Below are 15,402 nucleotides of genomic sequence, written 5' to 3'. Positions count from 1 at the left end.
GGATGGGGGCATGGCGAGGAGAGTGGCGGGCGGACGCGGCGGGACGGGTGCGAAGGCACCGGGAGCCGGCCCGAGGGCGGCACGGCGGCCGGAGCTGCGGCTGCCCGCGCTGGAGCCGTACGACGGTGGGGAACTGGAGCCGGACGGCGACTACGACGGGCTGGAGTTCCGGGAGGCGGACTTCGCCGGACAGGACGGCGGGGGAGCCCGCTTCATGGACTGCGCGCTGACGGGCTGCGCGCTGGACGAGACACGGCTGCACCACGCGCGCGTGCTGGACTCGGTCCTCACGGGCATCCGGGGTGTGGGCACCGATCTCGCCGAGTCGACCCTGCGCGATGTCGAGCTGATCGACGCCCGCCTCGGCGGGGCGCAGTTGTACGGCTCCGTCCTGGAGCGGGTGGTCGTGCGCGGCGGGAAGATCGACTATCTGAATCTGCGCAAGGCGAGACTGAAGGACGTCGTCTTCGAGGGCTGTGTCCTGGTCGAGCCGGACTTCGGGGGCGCCCGCCTGGAGCGGGTGGAGTTCGTGGACTGCGTCCTGAAGGGAGCGGACCTCACCGAGGCCACCCTCGTGGACGTGGACCTGCGCGCGGCGGCGGAGCTGGACATCGCGCGGGGCGTGGAACGGCTCGCGGGCGCGGTCATCAGCACCCACCAGCTCCTGGACCTGGCACCGGTGCTGGCGGCAGCCCTGGGGGTGCGGGTGGACGGCGGCGCGGAGGGGGCCTGAGACCCGCCGGCTGTCCGGTCCGGGTTCTAGGAGACGCGGGGGAAGCGGGCCTGGAGCGTCCAGATCGCCGGGTTCTCGGCGAGGTCCTCGTGCAGGTCGGTGAGGTCCGCGAGCAGGTCGTGCAGGAAGTCACGGGCCTCGCGGCGGAACTCGGTGTGCGAGAAGGTCAGCGGCTCCTCGTCGCCCGGCATCCAGTCGGCCTCGATGTCCACCCAGCCGAAGCGGCGCTCGAAGAGCATGCGGTCGGTCGACTCGGTGAAGTCCAGCTCCGCCTGCTGGGGGCGGGAGGCCCGGCTGCCCAGCGGGTCGCGGTCGAGCCGCTCCACGATGTCGCACAGCGCCCACGCGAAGTCGAGCACCGGCACCCAGCCCCAGCCCGTGGACACCTCCCGGTCCGTCTTGGTGTCGGCGAGGTACACGTCCCCGCAGAACAGGTCGTGCCGCAGCGCGTGGACGTCCGCGCGGCGGTAGTCGGTCTGCGGGGGGTCGGGGAAGCGGTTGGAGAGGGCGTAGCCGATGTCGAGCACGAGGTGATGGTGTCACGCCGGGCGGCGTCCGCTTCCCGGTCTGCCGGAGGGGGCGGTTTCCGGCCGGACCGGGGGCACCGGGGCGCGGTTTCCGGACGGTCCAGGGACGTTCGACCGCAGGGATGCGGCGGCCGCCCCGCAGGTGGCGGAGCGGCCGCCTAGGATCGCGGATGTGCCCCGATCTTCCGTCACCGTCCCCTTTGCCCTGGCTCTCGCGCTCGTCGCCGGGCTCACCGCCTGCGGCGGGGACGGCGTGCACGGGAAACCCGGCGCGGCCGGCGTCGGCGACCCGTACTTCCCGAAGATGGGCAACGGCGGGTACGACGTCACGCACTACGGACTGACCCTGTCCTACGACCCCCGGGACAAACGGCTGACGGGGACCGCCGAGATCACCGCGCGGGCCCTGGAGGACCTCAGCGCCTTCCGTCTCGACCTGCTGGGGCTGGATGTCTCCGACGTCACCGTCGAGGGCCGCGGCGCCCGCTGGAACCGGGCGGGCCAGGAACTGACCGTGCGTCCGCACGACGACCTCGACAAGGGGGAGACGTTCAGCACGACGGTCCGCTACTCCGGGATCCCCCGGACGATCACCGATGCCGACTCCTCCAAGGAGGGCTGGCTGCGCACGGCCGACGGCGCCCTCGCCCTCGGGGAGCCCACGGGGTCGATGGCCTGGTTCCCCGGCGACCACCACCCCTCCGACAAGGCGTCGTACGACGTCAGGATCACCGTCCCGAAAGGCCTCCAGGCCGTTTCCAACGGTGAGTTGACGAGCGAGTCGACCACGGACGGCCGGACGACCTACGCCTGGCACACCGCGGAACCGATGGCGAGCTATGTGGCGACGCTCGCGATCGGCAGCTACGACGTCACCCGCTCGACGGCGAAGAACGGGCTGCCGGTCTACACGGCGGTGGACCCGACCCAGAAGCAGGCGAGCGAGAAGGTGCTGGGGGAGATCCCCGAGATCATGGACTGGGCGGAGTACAACTTCGGTCCGTACCCCTTCTCCTCCACCGGGGCGATCGTGGACCGCGCCGACGACGCGGGCTACGCCCTGGAGACCCAGACGCGCCCCGTCTTCCCCGGCGCGCCGGACACCAGAACCCTGGTCCACGAACTGGCCCACCAGTGGTTCGGCGACTCGGTCACCCCGAAGTCCTGGCGGGACATGTGGCTCAACGAGGGCTTCGCCACCTACGCGGAGTGGCTGTGGCAGGAGGACCACGACGGCGACTCGGCCGAGGAGATCTTCAACGCCCTCTACAAGGGCGACTACTACGAACCGGTCGACAGCAGCGAGATCTGGGCCTTCCCGCCCGCCGACCCGCCCGGTGCCGCGCAGATCTCCGACCCGCCCGTCTACTACCGCGGCGCGATGGTCCTGCACAAGATTCGCCAACTGGTGGGCGACGACACCTTCTACGACATCGTCCAGGGCTGGGCCGCCACCCGCCGTCACGCGAACGCGGACACGGCCGCGTTCACCGCGTACGTCGAGAAGGCCGCGCCGGACAAGGACTTCGGCGGGATCTGGAAGAACTGGCTGTACGGAGAGGGCAAGCCGACCCACCCGTGAGCCGCCGGGCAGGCCGACGCCCGTGAGTGCCCCGGCGTCCCGCCCGCCGGACAGCTCGGACGGCGCTGCCCCATGAGAGGAGCCCCCGGGTGAACCGCGGTCCGGGGGCTTCGCTCATCGTGCGCGTGCGCGCGGCTGTCAGACGCTGACGCCGAAGTCCTGCGCGATACCCGAGAGGCCCGAGGCGTAGCCCTGGCCGACCGCGCGGAACTTCCACTCCGCGCCGTTGCGGTAGAGCTCGCCGAAGACCATGGCGGTCTCGGTGGCGGCGTCCTCGGAGAGGTCGTAGCGGGCGATCTCGGCGCCGCCGGCCTGGTTCACGATGCGGATGTAGGCGTTGCGGACCTGGCCGAAGTTCTGCGTGCGGGTCTCCGCGTCGTAGATGGAGACCGGGAAGACGATCTTCTCGACGTCGGCGGGGAGGCCCGCCAGGTTGACGTTGATCGCCTCGTCGTCGCCCGCGCCCTCACCCGTCCGGTTGTCACCGGTGTGGACGATGGTCTGGTCCGGCGTCTGCTTGTTGTTGAAGAAGACGAAGTGGGCGTCCGAGTAGACCTTGCCCTGGGGGTTGACCGCGATGGCCGAGGCGTCGAGGTCGAACTCGGTGCCCGTGGTGGTGCGGACATCCCAGCCGAGGCCCACGGTGACGGCGGTCAGGCCCGGTGCCTCCTTGGTCAGCGAGACGTTGCCACCCTTGGACAGGCTTACAGCCATTGTTGGGAGTCCCTTCCCTCGTGACGTACGGGCTTCGTACTGGGGACGAAGCTACCGTCACCCCTATGAACGCCGAGGGGGGTACCCGAGGTTCCGTCTGTCTTTACCTTTTTTACCCGGACTCCCCTCGTTCACCCGGAGAGACGCCGAAAATCGCGTGACGCGGACCGGCCGCGCGGGCGACCATGAACACATGTCCGGTCCCTATGTCATCCGCGGCTCCGTCTCCCTGCCCGAGGCCGAGCTCATGTGGCGTTTCTCGCGCTCCGGCGGGCCGGGCGGGCAGCACGTGAACACCAGCGACTCGCAGGTCGAGCTCCGCTTCGACCTCGCGAACACCGAGGCGCTGCCGCCCGTGTGGAAGGACCGCGCCCTCGAGAAGCTCGCGGGACGGCTCGTCGACGGGGTCGTCAGCGTCCGGTCCTCCGAGCACCGCTCCCAGTGGCGCAACCGCGAGACGGCGGCCGTGCGCCTGGCCGCCCTTCTTGCCGAGGCCACCGCGCCGCCGCCCCGGCCGCGCCGCGCCACCCGTATCCCCCGGGGCATCAACGAACGCCGGCTGCGCGAGAAGAAGGCCCGCTCCGAGACCAAGCGCGGCCGCACGGGCCGCGACTGGGGCTGAGGGCCGTCCCGAGCCGTTCGGCTTGCTCGGGCCGCTTCAGCCGAGCTGCCGGTAGCGGCCCTTGAAGTACGTCAGGGGCCCGCCGTCGGCGCTCGGTACCCGGGCCGTCAGGACGCGGCCGATGACGAGGGTGTGGTCGCCCGCGGGGATCCGCTGCTCGGTGCTGCACTCCAGGGTGGCCAGGGCGCCGCCCACCAGGAGCGCCCCGGACGCCTCGCCGCGGACATACGGGATGTCCTCGAAGAGGAGCCGGTCGCTGATGCGGCCCTTCATGGAGAAGCGGCCGGCGATGTGGCGCTGGCTCTCCGCGAGCACGGAGACGCCCCACAGCGGCTGTTCGTCGAGCAGGTCGTCCATCCGGGACCCCTCGCGCAGGCTGACCAGGACCAGCGGCGGGTCGAGGGAGACGGACATGAACGCGGTCGCGGTCATGCCGATGTCCTCGCCGCGCGGCCCGTCGGGGGCCAGCGCGGGTTCGTGCGCGGTCACCAGGACCACGCCCGCGGCGAGCCGGGTCATGGCGGCGCGGAACTCGTCGTTGCTCACCCCCTCAGCATGCACGGACGGGGTGGAGGCGGGAGCAGGGGGAGTCGTGAGCACGCCGAAACGCTAGTCTCCGCGCCGGGGGCGCCGCATCGGACCTCGGCCCGAACCGGGACCTAGGTCCGGGGACCGAGAGAGGCCCGGGTCGAGAGGGCCCGGCGCCGGGGCGGAAGCGGGGCCGGCGAACGCGGAGGCCGGGACGGCCGTACTCTCGTCCGTACTTGTTCCACGGGTCCGGGGCGTGCACAGGATTTGCACAGTCGGCCAATAATGCATGTGTCAGACGCACACGGAAATGCAGAATCTCCACTCAATTGCTCAGGTTCTGCTGTGACTTGAGTCACAGGAGCCATATTTTGTTGACCCTGTGTACCGAGTGGGGAGCGCGCTGTGATTCAGTGGCTGAGGCGTTGAGCGGGGAAGCTACCAAGCAGTACGGCGTGAAGGGGTTCGCGGGGAAGCGCCGGGCAGTCAGCACGGAACCGAAAGAGCACCCAGTACGCCGAGTGAACCCTGGAGTTGCTGCGAGGTCTCGAGGGGAGGGCGAATGGAGACCGAGTCGGAGCCCTACGTCCGTCTTGCGACCCTGCGGCAGCTGCACCAGGTGATGGCGGACATGAACACCGCCCGCAGCCTGGCGGACACGCTGCAGACCGTCGCCGACGGCGTGGTCACCGGGCTCGGCTACGAGCTGGCCTGTGTCAACCTCGTACGCCCCGACGGCGACCTCGTCGTCGCCGCTCTCGCCGGAAACCCCGCGGCCGAAGCCCTCATCACCGGCCGCGTCGGCTCCCGCGAGTCCTGGGAGCGCCGGCTCACCATGGGCGAGGCCTGGGGCGACCTGCGGTACATACCGCACACCGAGGGCTGGGTCCTCGACGAGGACGACGTACCGCAGTGGTACACCGACGGTCCCGCTCCTCGCTTCGAGGACGAGTGGCATCCCTCCGACCGTCTCTTCGCGCCGTTGTACACCCCGAACGTCAGCGGCAGCGGCAGCAGTGGCGGCGGCCACGGCGAGCTGATCGGCGTGCTGTCGGTGGACCGGCCGCGCAACGGCCGCAAGCCGGGCGCCTGGGGCCGCGAAGCCCTTCAGATGTACGCCTTCCAGGCCGCCATCGCTATCAGCAACGCACGTCTACGCGCGAATATGCAGCGCGCCCTGGTCCGTCTGGAACGTGAGCAGCAGGCTCTGCGCGCCAGTGAGGAATCCTTCCGCCAGGCCTTCGAGTATGCGCCCTCCGGCATGGCGATCGCCGAGATGGGCGGCGACCAGCACGGTCGCATCCTGCGCACCAACGACGCCCTGTGCCGGCTGCTGGGCCGGCCCGCCTCCGCGATGCGCCGCTACTCCTTCTCCGACCTCGTGCACCCCGAGGACATCGGCACCCTGCTGCGGACCTCCGCCGAGGGCGGCCGGGCCGAGCTGCGGCTCGGGCGCCGCGACGGCACCTACGTCTGGGTCCACCTGCGCAACTCCGTCGTCGCGGACGCGGCCGACGGCCCCCGCTTCCTGCTCACCCACGTCGAGGACATAGAGGACCGCAAGCGCCGTGAGCTCCAGCTCGCGCACCGCGCCTCGCACGACGCCCTCACCGGTCTGCCCAACTCCGCCGAGCTGCGCTCCCGGCTCGGCGCCCGCCTCTGCCGGCGCCCCGCGTCCCTGCCGCCCGGCGTGGTCGCCTCACTGGACGCGGCGTACGGCCACGGGGATTTCACGGACCCGCAGTCCGGCGAGTACGACGACAACGGCCACCCCGCCTACGACGGGAACGGGCACGGCTTCGACTTCCAAGCCGGCGCCGAGGCGTTCGAGGCCTTCGACCACCATGTGCACACCATCGCGCCCGAGGGCGAGACGGACGACGGCACCAAGGGGCTCGCGGTGCTCTTCTGCGACCTCGACGGTTTCAAGTCGATCAACGACCGGTTCGGGCACAACGCGGGTGACGAGGTTCTCATCGAGGTCGCCCGCCGCCTCACCCACGGGGTCCGGGACGGCGACACGGTGGCGAGGCTCGGCGGCGACGAGTTCGTGGTGCTCGCCGACGGCCTCGGCCGCGCGGACGCCCAGGACCTCGCCGTACGGCTGAGGAACGCGATCATTCCTCCCATCAGGGTCGATGGACGGGCCGTCCGCGTCGGCGCCAGTTTCGGCATCGGGTGGGCCCACTGTGGAATGACGGCGGACGAGGTGTTGAAATCGGCTGACGAGCGGATGTACGTCGAGAAACGTTCTCGTCCCAAACAGCACAGGCGCGCGGGGTAAGAAGCAGGTCAGTGCATCGATGCGGTGAAGGCCCCCCGTTCGGCCCAGGGAAACCGGGTAGGCTCGCCATTCATTCGTGTACCGCATCAGAACCGCACCCGCTGAGGAGACCAAGGGATGACGCCCGGCAACAACGGCGCGAGCACGCCCGAGGAGGACGACCCGTTCGGCTATCTCTACGCCGACGGTCAGGCCAACGGAGCCACGCCGCCCTCTGGAGGCGGCGGCTACGGCTACCCGGGCTCGGTCAACCGGGTGCGGGCGGTCGGCGAGCGCAAGTACGGCCAGCAGACCGCTCAGGGCACCTACGGCCAGCAGGCCCCCACCGCCCCGTACGGCCAGGTGCCGCAGCAGGGCGGCTACGGCCAGCCGAACGCCCACTACGGGGCCCCCGAGACCGTTCCCGGCGGTGCGCAGACGGCGCGGACGCCGATGCCCGGTCACGGTGACGGCGGCCGCGGCCGCGGCCCGAACACCAAGGGCCTCCTCATCGGAGCGGTCGCCGTGGTCGCCGCGGTCGTGATCGGTATCGCCATCGCCATGACGGGCGGCGGCGGGGACGACGACAAGGGCGACCAGGCGGGCTCGACCCCCTCGACCGCCCAGAGCGCGTCCCCGACCGATGCGGAGACGAAGGGGTCCGACAAGCCCGCGGAGCTTCCCAAGATCGACGCCAAGGCGCTGAAGCTGGGCACCGGCGTGACGACGGCCTCCGACGTCCAGGGCGCCCAGTCCGACGGCGGGGTCTACGTGGCCGGCCTGAACGCCCCGGGCGCCTCGGTGACCTGGACGTTCAACGGCATCCCCGAGGACGGCGTCTACACCGTGTTCGCGCGTTACAGCGTCCCCGGCCAGGACGCGTCGATGACGCTCACCGTCAACGGCAAGGCCTTCGGCTCCAAGCTGAGCATGGAGAACTACGCGCACGCCGCCGAGGGCGACTTCGCCAAGGGCTGGACGACGACCTACGCGTGGCCCACCCTCAACAAGGGCACCAACACGGTCACCCTCTCCTGCGGGGACGGCGACAGCTGCAACGTGCTGCTCGACCAGCTCTCGCTGAAGAAGGGGCAGGTCAAGCGCTAGCCCCCGGGGCTGAGAGGACCAAGGGGGCCAGGGGGCTACGCCGCGGTGGACTCCGCGGTCACGGTCACCCGGCCCAGCAGGCTCTCGTACAGGGCCCGGTCGAACTCGCCCGCCACGGGTGCCGCCGCGGTCGCCGTCGACAGGGCGACAGCGCGGGCGAGACGGGCCGGCCAGTCGAGTTGCTCCACCAGGCCCGACAGCAGGCCCGCGACGGCCGAGTCGCCCGCGCCGGTCGGATTGCCGTGCGCCCGCACGGGCGGGGTGGCCCGCCAGTGGCCCTCGGGGGTGTGGGCGAGCAGCCCGTCCGTGCCGAGGGAGGCGACCACCGCGTGCGCGCCGCGTCGCCGGGCGTTGCGGGTGGCCTGCAGCGGCTCGTGGGAGCCGGTGAGTTCGGCCAGTTCCTCGGCGTTCGGCTTGACGATGTCGGGGCGGGCGGCGACGCCCCGGCGCAGAGGCTCGCCACTGGTGTCCAGGAGCACCGGGACGGCCGAGGCACGTGCGGTGCGGACCAGCTGGGCGTAGGCGCCGACCGGGACGCCCGGGGGCAGGCTGCCGCACAGGGCCACCGCGGAGGCGGAACGCAGCAGATGCTCGTACCTCTCCTGGAAGGCCGACCACTCGGCGGGTGTTATCGCCGGTCCCGGTTCGTTGAGCTGAGTCGTGTCACCGGTCGTCGTGTCGACCACGGCTATCGTGCGTCGCGTCGAGCCCCGCACCGGGACGAGCGCGTCCACCACCCCGGCCGACTCGGCCAGTTGGTCCCGCACGGAGCGGCCGGTCGCGCCGCCCGTGAAACCGGTGACCGTCACCTCGTGCCCGAGCGCGGCGAGCACCCGCCCCACGTTCAGGCCCTTGCCGCCCGGGCGTTCGGTCACCTCGCTCACCCGGTGCGAGCTGTGCGGGCGCAACGCCCGCACGCGATAGGTGATGTCGAGAGCGGTGTTCAGTGTGACCGTGAGGATCACCTGGGCCGACCTCCCCCGAAGAGTTCTGTGACATGGGCGCCTGTCGGACGCCCGCCGGTGGTTCCGGAGGCTCGATCATGCCAAACACCACGGCGGTCGGCCCAGTCCCCCCAGGCCAACCGCCGCAAGCAACAAAGGTGTGAATCACCCCAGTCGGGGATCGACCACCCATTCTCCGCCGCGCATCACGCCCTTGAGCGCGAAGTCGGCGTCGAGAACCACGAGGTCCGCGTCCTTGCCCGGCTCCAGGGAGCCCACCCGGTCGTACGCGCCGAGCAGACGGGCGGGGTTGGCGGAGATGGCCGCCACGACGTCCTCGACCGGCAGTCTGTCGACCGTGACGGCGCGCTGGAAGGCACGGTCGAGGGTGAGCGTGGAGCCCGCGATCGAACCGCCCTCCACCAGGCGGGCGACGCCGTCCGCGACCTCGACCTCCAGCGGACCGAGCATGTAGCGGCCGTCGCCGAAGCCCGCCGCGTCCATCGCGTCGGTGATGAACGCGACCCGGCCGGGGCCCGCGTGATGGAACGCCAGCTCCAGTGAGGCGGGGTGCAGATGCGTGCCGTCGTTGATCAGCTCGACGGTGATCCGCCCGTCCTCGAGGAGGGCGGCGATCGGGCCCGGCGCGCGATGCCCGAGCGCCGGCATCGCGTTGAACAGGTGCGTCGCCACGGTCGCGCCCGCGTCGATGGCCGCCTTCGTCTGCTCGTACGTCGCGTCGGTGTGCCCGATCGCGGCGATCACCCCGTGTTCGGCGAGCAGCCGTACGGAGTCGAGTCCGCCCGGCAGTTCGGGGGCGAGCGTGACCATGCTGGCCTTTCCTCGCGCCGCGTCGAGGAGCTTGCGGACGTCGGCCGGGTCCGGGTCGCGCAGCAGTTCCTCGGAGTGCGCGCCCTTGCGGCACGGCGAGATGAACGGGCCCTCGAAGTGGATGCCCGCGATATCGCCCTGTTCGGCCAGTTCGGAGAGCATCCCGGCGCGTTCGGCGAGGCCGTGCATGTCACCGGTGACGGTCGAGGCGACGACGGTCGTGGTGCCGTGCAGCCGGTGGGTGTGGATGCCCCGCAGGACGTCCTCGACCGTTCCCGAGGTGAAGGACGCGCCGCCGCCGCCGTGGTTGTGGATGTCGACGAAGCCGGGGACCACCCAGTGGCCGGACAGGTCGGTCACGGGCGTGTCCGCGGGGGCTCCCCCGGGAACTCCGGCGGGTCGCGTCTCGGGGGCACCCGCGCCGGCGATCCGCGCACCGTCGATGATCACGCGGCCGTCGTGCACGATCCCGGTGGGCAGTACCACCCGGGCGCCGGCGAGAACCTTGCTAGGGGCCATCGGGTGGTTACCTCCGGGGAGTCGTAGGAGTGGTGTTCAGGAGGTCCCGGGCGAGGAGCCCGGCACCGAGGCATCCGGCGGTGTCCCCGAGGGCTGCGGGGACGATGGACGGCAGCTTCTGGAACGTGACGCGTCGCTCGACCGCGGCCCGCAGTGGTGTGAACAAGGTTTCCCCCGCCTCGGCGAGCCCGCCACCGATGATCAGCGTGCGCGGGTCCAGGAGGGTGAGCGCGGTTACCAGGCCGTCGGCGAGCGCGTCGACGGCCTCCTGCCAGACGGCCCGCGCCCTCGGGTCGCCCGATTCGACGGCCTTGGCGCAGTCCGCCGCGTCCGCCTCGGGGTCGCCGGACGCCTCGGCCCAGGCCTGGCTGACGGCCGCCGCGGAGGCGAACCGTTCCAGACAGCCGCGCTGCCCGCATGGGCACGGGGCTCCGCCGGGCCGTACGACGATGTGGCCGATCTCGCCCGCGAAGCCGTGCGCGCCCTCCTCGACGGCGCCGTTGATGCCGATGGCGCCCGCGATGCCGGTGCCCAGCGGGACGAACAGGAAGCGGTCCGCTCCCCGCCCGGCGCCGATCCGGCCCTCCGCGAGCCCGCCGGTGCGCACGTCGTGCCCGAGCGCGACGGGTACGCCGCCGAGTCGCTCGCCGAGCAGCCGGCGCAGCGGGACGTCGCGCCAGCCGAGGTTGGCGGCGTAGACCGCGATGCCCTCGGCGGCGTCGACGATGCCGGGGACGGCGACGCCCGCGGCCAGGGCGCTCTCGCCGAAGTGCTCCTCGCCGTGGGCGCGCAGTTCGGCGGCGAAGTCGAGGATCTCCTCGACGACGGCGTCGGGCCCGCGTTCGCGGCCGGTCGCCCGGCGGGCCTGGTGCAGCAGCGCGGGGTGCCCGGGGGCCCCCGGTCGCGGCGCGTCGGGGCGGTCCGGGGAGGGCTCGGTGTCCACCCCGACGAGGGCGGCCTTCATCCCGGTGCCGCCCACATCGAGGGCGATGACGTGTCTCACGGGGGACAGTGTCGCCCTTTACCCCTTGAAAGGTCTAGTCCACTCACGCGATAGGGGGCGTCGTATTCCGCGTTCCGGGACCGGCACCCCGGGCGCGGTGGCACGGCGGCCCCGGCCCCGGCGCTTGTCGGTGCCGGGGACTACCGTGCTGTCCATGGAAGAGCTGCCCGCGCGCGAACGGAGCATTCTCGCCCTGGAACGCCGCGGCTTCCCCGGTCCCGGCGCCAAGGAGCGCGCCATACGCGAGCAACTGGGCCTGGCCCCGGTCCGCTACTACCAGCTCCTGAACGCGCTGCTGAACGACCCGCGCGCCCTCGCGCACGACCCCGTCACGGTGAACAGACTGCGCCGGGTTCGGGAGGCCCGCCGGGACGAGCGGTGAGATCGGGGCGTCCGGCCTGGCTGAGGGCCGGGCGTCCGGCCTGATCGAGGGCCGGCGTCCGGCCTGATCGAGTACGAGTCCGGGCAGTAGTACTCACATCCGCTCATCCATAGGAACGGTACGGTCGCCCCCGCCCGGATAGGGTCGCCCCATGGGCAGCCACCCCGAATCCAAGGACTCCTTGCCGGCCCCGGTGACCCCCGCCGGACGCGACGCTCTGGAAGCGATCCTCACGCGCCCCACCCACACCGTCGTCGCACTCGACTTCGACGGAACCCTCGCCCCCATCGTCCCCGACCCCGACCGGGCCCGCGCGCACCCCGACGCGGTCCCCGCACTTGCCGCACTCGCCCCCAAGGTCGCCTCCGTCGCCGTGGTCACCGGCCGCCCCGCCGGTGTGGCCGTGCGCCACGGCGGCTTCGCGGGCGTGGCCGGACTGGAGCACCTGGTCGTCCTCGGCCACTACGGCGCCGAGCGCTGGGACGCGGTGAGCGGCACCGTCACCGCCCCCGCCCCGCATCCCGGCGTGGCCGCCGTCCGCGCCGAGCTGCCGGGGTTCCTCGACGGTATCGGCGCCTGGCAGGGCACCTGGATCGAGGAGAAGGGCCGTGCCGTCGCGGTGCACACGCGGCGTGCCGACGATCCTCAGGCCGCGTTCGAGGCGCTCCGGGAGCCGCTGGGTGAACTGGCCGCCCGGCACGGGCTGATCGTCGAGCCGGGGCGCATGGTCCTGGAGCTGCGTCCGCCCGGGATGGACAAGGGGGTCGCTCTCATGGGGTACGTCCGGGAGATCGGTGCGGAGGCTGTTCTGTACGCGGGTGACGACCTGGGGGACCTGCCCGCCTTCGCCGCCGTCGACAAGCTCCGCTCCGACGGGATCCCCGGCCTTCTGGTGTGCAGCGGCAGCTCCGAGGTCGCCGAACTCGCCGACCGTGCGGACCTGGTGGTCGACGGGCCCGCCGGAGTCGTCCGCCTGCTCGCGTCCCTCGCGGCCGAACTCGCCTGACCGGCCGGTCGTCGCCCGAGCGGGCCGGGGCGGCGGAAGGCTGGTTTCGCCCCCTCCGCCCCTACCCGTCCCGTACCTGGGGCTCCGCCCCAGACCCCGCTCCTCAAACGCCGGAGGGGCTGAAACGTTCCCCGGCCGGGGCTGAAACTCCCGCTGCTCAGGCCTCCAGTTCGCGGAGTTGGTCCAGGAACCACTGGGCCGGGGGGAGGGCGGTGGCTGCGGCGGCCAGGCGCTTGGTGCGTTCTGCTCGTTCGCCCGGCTGCATGACGAGGGCCTCGTGCAGCGCCCGCGCCGTACCGGTCACGTCGTACGGGTTCACGGAGATCGCGTCCTCGCCCAGTTCCTCGTACGCCCCGGCCTCCCGTGACAGGACCAGCGCGCAGCCCTCGTCGGAGACGACCGGGATCTCCTTGGCGACGAGGTTCATGCCGTCCCTGATGGGGTTGACGAGGGCGACGTCGGCCAGCCGGTAGGCGGCGAGCGAGCGCGCGAAGTCGTCCTTCACGTGCAGCACCACCGGGGTCCAACCGGGCGTTCCGTACTGGGAGTTGATCTCGTCGGCGACGCGCTGCACCTCGGCCGTGTAGTCCCGGTACACCGCGAGGTCCTGCCGCGAGGGGTAGGCGAACGCCACGTGGACGACCCGCTCGCGCCACTCGGGGTGGTCGTCGAGAAGCTGCCGGTACGCCAGCAGCCCCCGCACGATGTTCTTGGACAGCTCGGTCCGGTCGACGCGCACGATCGTCCTGCGGCCGGCGCCGATCTCCTCGCGCAGCGCGGCCATCCGTTCGCCGACGTCCGCCCGGTGCGAGCGCTCGCGCAGGAACTCGGCGTCGGCGCCGAGGCCGTGCACACCGACGAGGGTCCGACCGGGCGGGGTGCCGTCGAGGTGCTCGATCTCCGGCCGGTCCTCCGGGGACGTGGCGACCCGGTAGCGGTCCGGGGCGGCCGTCTCCACGCAGCGCGTGAAGGCCGTCGCCCACCGCCGGGTCAGGAACGCCACGCGGTCCGCGCCGAGCATGCCGTCCAGCAGTTCCGCGCGGATGTCGTCGGGGAGCATCCGGAAGTAGTCCTCGGGCGCCCACGGGGTGTGGGAGAAGTGGCCGATGCGCAGGTCGGGGCGCAGTTCGCGGAGCATCCCGGGCACCAGGCACAGGTGGTAGTCCTGGACCAGCACGGCCGCGCCCTCGGCCGCCTCCTCGGCCAGTGCCTCGGCGAAGGCCCGGTTGTAGGTCCGGTACGACTCCCACCGGCGCCGGAACTCCGCGTCGAAGACCGGCTCCAGCGGGGTCTGGTAGAGCAGGTGGTGGACGAACCACAGCACGGAGTTGGCGATGCCGTTGTACGCGTCGGCGTGGACCCCGGCGTCGATGGCCAGCATCCGTACGCCGTCCTCGCCGACCCCGCGCCGGACCGCCTCCCGGTCGCCGTCGCCGAGGGCCGAGCACACCCACAGGGCGCCCGCGTCCGGCCCGATCGCCGAGAGTCCCGAGACGAGGCCGCCGCCGCCGCGCTTGGCGTGCAGCGAGTCGTCCTCCCGTACCTCGTAGGTGACCGGGCCGCGGTTGGAGGCGACCAGAATCCTGTGGGCACCATGCGTTGAAGCCATGCCTCGAAACCTAGCCCCGTGTCGAAACGCTCAAACGCGCCCCTTCGGCCGTATGTGATCGCGGCCGTCAGGGCCGGTCTACGCGGCCCTGCGCCGCTGGTACTCGGAGATTTCGCTCATCGGCGGCCTTTCCTCGGTGTCCACCGAGTACGTGCGCGGCTGGAAACCGTCCCGGCCACGTTCGAACTGGGTGAGGGCGGGGCGGATCAGGTGACCGCGGGCCAGCCGGAGCTGGGCGGTGCGGTAGATCGCGGCGGCCATGCGGCCGAGTGCCTGGCCGTCCTGGTGGCGGTGCTTGCGCACCCCGACGTCGACCTGGGCGAGGGCGTCCAGGCCCACCAGGTGCAGGGCGTCGACCAGCATGCCCAGTTCGATGCCGTAGCCGACGGGGAAGGGGAGCTGTTCGAGCAGCGAGCGGCGGGCCGCGTACTCGCCGCCGAGCGGCTGGACGAAGCCCGCGAGCTGCGGCCAGTGCATGTTCAGCAGGGGGCGGGCCATCAGCTCCGTGACCCGGCCGCCCTGTCCCGAGGCGCCGCCCAGCGGCCGGTCGTACATGGCCTTGACCAGGTCGACGCCGGGATCGGTGAGCAGCGGGCCCACGATCCCGGAGACGAAGTCGGACGAGAACTCCTTGAGGTCCGCGTCGATGAAACAGACGATGTCCCCGCTCGTGACGAGGAGCGACCGCCACAGCACCTCGCCCTTGCCGGGCACGGCCGGGATCCGCGGGAGGATGTCGTCGCGGTGCACGACTCTCGCGCCCGCGGCGGCGGCGACCGCGGAGGTGCGGTCGGTCGAGCCGGAGTCGACGACGACGATCTCGTCGACGAGGGGCACCTGCTGCATCAGGTCGTGGCGGATGATCGCGACGATCTCGCCTACCGTCTCCTCCTCGTTGAGCGCGGGCAGCACGACACTGACCGTCGATCCCGTGATGCGTTTCGCGGCCATGATCTTGTGGAGCGGGCGGTCGGTCACGGACCAGGAGCGTGTGCTCAGCCAGCTTTCGACGTCTTTCAGCACGGTCTGCGG

At 71.9% G+C, this 15,402-nt stretch carries 15 protein-coding genes; 7 read left to right on the top strand and 8 right to left on the bottom strand.

Annotation, left to right across the window (positions count from 1 at the left end):
• Positions 1-10 precede the first annotated feature (10 nt).
• Positions 11-733 carry a pentapeptide repeat-containing protein gene (locus OG410_RS19635; protein WP_329300387.1) on the top strand — a complete coding sequence of 241 codons (723 nt, stop codon included), beginning with the start codon at positions 11-13 and terminating at the stop codon, positions 731-733.
• A gap of 26 nt (positions 734-759) precedes the next feature.
• Here the strand turns inward: OG410_RS19635 and OG410_RS19630 are convergent, their stop codons facing one another.
• A complete protein-coding gene (locus OG410_RS19630; protein WP_329300386.1) occupies positions 760-1,260 on the bottom strand; it encodes a hypothetical protein in 501 nt (166 codons plus the stop codon).
• Between the two features lie 172 nt (positions 1,261-1,432).
• Between OG410_RS19630 and OG410_RS19625 the strand changes: the two genes are divergently transcribed.
• The gene (locus OG410_RS19625; protein ID WP_329300385.1) at positions 1,433-2,842 is read left to right on the top strand and encodes a M1 family metallopeptidase; all 1,410 of its coding nucleotides are present in this window, start codon (positions 1,433-1,435) and stop codon (positions 2,840-2,842) included.
• Between the two features lie 138 nt (positions 2,843-2,980).
• On the opposite strand, the gene OG410_RS19620 is transcribed toward OG410_RS19625, so the two are convergent.
• Positions 2,981-3,556 carry a TerD family protein gene (locus OG410_RS19620; RefSeq protein WP_326787035.1) on the bottom strand — a complete coding sequence of 192 codons (576 nt, stop codon included), beginning with the start codon at positions 3,554-3,556 and terminating at the stop codon, positions 2,981-2,983.
• 193 nt (positions 3,557-3,749) lie between these two features.
• Between OG410_RS19620 and arfB the strand changes: the two genes are divergently transcribed.
• Positions 3,750-4,178 (top strand): alternative ribosome rescue aminoacyl-tRNA hydrolase ArfB, encoded by a 429-nt coding sequence (gene arfB / locus OG410_RS19615; RefSeq protein ID WP_326787036.1) that lies wholly within the window; start codon positions 3,750-3,752, stop codon positions 4,176-4,178.
• A gap of 36 nt (positions 4,179-4,214) precedes the next feature.
• On the opposite strand, the gene OG410_RS19610 is transcribed toward arfB, so the two are convergent.
• Positions 4,215-4,778, bottom strand: coding sequence for a flavin reductase family protein (locus tag OG410_RS19610; RefSeq protein WP_329300384.1), 564 nt, complete (start codon positions 4,776-4,778; stop codon positions 4,215-4,217).
• Between the two features lie 490 nt (positions 4,779-5,268).
• Here OG410_RS19610 and cdgB point away from each other — a divergent pair, with 490 nt between their 5' ends.
• Both cdgB and OG410_RS19600 read left to right on the top strand, forming a co-directional pair.
• The gene (gene cdgB, locus OG410_RS19605; RefSeq protein ID WP_329300383.1) at positions 5,269-6,990 is read left to right on the top strand and encodes a diguanylate cyclase CdgB; all 1,722 of its coding nucleotides are present in this window, start codon (positions 5,269-5,271) and stop codon (positions 6,988-6,990) included.
• Positions 6,991-7,107: 117 nt separating this feature from the next.
• Positions 7,108-8,076 carry a carbohydrate-binding protein gene (locus OG410_RS19600; protein WP_329300382.1) on the top strand — a complete coding sequence of 323 codons (969 nt, stop codon included), beginning with the start codon at positions 7,108-7,110 and terminating at the stop codon, positions 8,074-8,076.
• Between the two features lie 35 nt (positions 8,077-8,111).
• Here OG410_RS19600 and OG410_RS19595 read toward each other — a convergent pair whose 3' ends face one another.
• The 3 genes from OG410_RS19595 to OG410_RS19585 form a co-directional block, all read right to left on the bottom strand.
• A complete protein-coding gene (locus OG410_RS19595; RefSeq protein ID WP_329300381.1) occupies positions 8,112-9,041 on the bottom strand; it encodes a 1-phosphofructokinase family hexose kinase in 930 nt (309 codons plus the stop codon).
• A gap of 144 nt (positions 9,042-9,185) precedes the next feature.
• Entirely contained in the window at positions 9,186-10,370 is a 1,185-nt protein-coding gene (gene nagA, locus OG410_RS19590; protein WP_329300380.1) for an N-acetylglucosamine-6-phosphate deacetylase, read from the bottom strand.
• Between the two features lie 7 nt (positions 10,371-10,377).
• Positions 10,378-11,373 (bottom strand): ROK family protein, encoded by a 996-nt coding sequence (locus OG410_RS19585; RefSeq protein ID WP_329300379.1) that lies wholly within the window; start codon positions 11,371-11,373, stop codon positions 10,378-10,380.
• Between the two features lie 154 nt (positions 11,374-11,527).
• On the opposite strand from OG410_RS19585, the gene OG410_RS19580 reads away from it, so the two are divergent.
• Positions 11,528-11,755, top strand: a complete 228-nt coding sequence (locus OG410_RS19580; protein ID WP_328669776.1) for a DUF3263 domain-containing protein — start codon at positions 11,528-11,530, stop codon at positions 11,753-11,755.
• A gap of 151 nt (positions 11,756-11,906) precedes the next feature.
• Positions 11,907-12,761 (top strand): trehalose-phosphatase, encoded by an 855-nt coding sequence (gene otsB / locus OG410_RS19575; protein WP_329300378.1) that lies wholly within the window; start codon positions 11,907-11,909, stop codon positions 12,759-12,761.
• 157 nt (positions 12,762-12,918) lie between these two features.
• Here otsB and OG410_RS19570 read toward each other — a convergent pair whose 3' ends face one another.
• Together OG410_RS19570 and OG410_RS19565 are read right to left on the bottom strand one after the other, a co-directional pair.
• Positions 12,919-14,370, bottom strand: coding sequence for an alpha,alpha-trehalose-phosphate synthase (UDP-forming) (locus tag OG410_RS19570; protein ID WP_329300377.1), 1,452 nt, complete (start codon positions 14,368-14,370; stop codon positions 12,919-12,921).
• Between the two features lie 78 nt (positions 14,371-14,448).
• Positions 14,449-15,393, bottom strand: coding sequence for a glucosyl-3-phosphoglycerate synthase (locus tag OG410_RS19565; RefSeq protein ID WP_326787046.1), 945 nt, complete (start codon positions 15,391-15,393; stop codon positions 14,449-14,451).
• Positions 15,394-15,402 lie beyond the last annotated feature (9 nt).

This window comes from Streptomyces sp. NBC_00659 (assembly GCF_036226925.1).
Taxonomy (GTDB): domain Bacteria; phylum Actinomycetota; class Actinomycetes; order Streptomycetales; family Streptomycetaceae; genus Streptomyces.
Note: the sequence above shows the minus strand (reverse complement) of the source record. Positions and strands in the feature narration are given on the sequence as shown.

Coding starts and splice junctions, on each gene's coding strand:
- OG410_RS19635 (WP_329300387.1), top strand. CDS start 11: ATGGCGAGGAGAGTGGCGGGCGGACGCGGCGGGACGGGTGCGAAGGCA.
- OG410_RS19620 (WP_326787035.1), bottom strand. CDS start 3,556: ATGGCTGTAAGCCTGTCCAAGGGTGGCAACGTCTCGCTGACCAAGGAG.
- arfB (WP_326787036.1), top strand. CDS start 3,750: ATGTCCGGTCCCTATGTCATCCGCGGCTCCGTCTCCCTGCCCGAGGCC.
- cdgB (WP_329300383.1), top strand. CDS start 5,269: ATGGAGACCGAGTCGGAGCCCTACGTCCGTCTTGCGACCCTGCGGCAG.
- OG410_RS19600 (WP_329300382.1), top strand. CDS start 7,108: ATGACGCCCGGCAACAACGGCGCGAGCACGCCCGAGGAGGACGACCCG.
- nagA (WP_329300380.1), bottom strand. CDS start 10,370: ATGGCCCCTAGCAAGGTTCTCGCCGGCGCCCGGGTGGTACTGCCCACC.
- OG410_RS19580 (WP_328669776.1), top strand. CDS start 11,528: ATGGAAGAGCTGCCCGCGCGCGAACGGAGCATTCTCGCCCTGGAACGC.
- otsB (WP_329300378.1), top strand. CDS start 11,907: ATGGGCAGCCACCCCGAATCCAAGGACTCCTTGCCGGCCCCGGTGACC.
- OG410_RS19570 (WP_329300377.1), bottom strand. CDS start 14,370: ATGGCTTCAACGCATGGTGCCCACAGGATTCTGGTCGCCTCCAACCGC.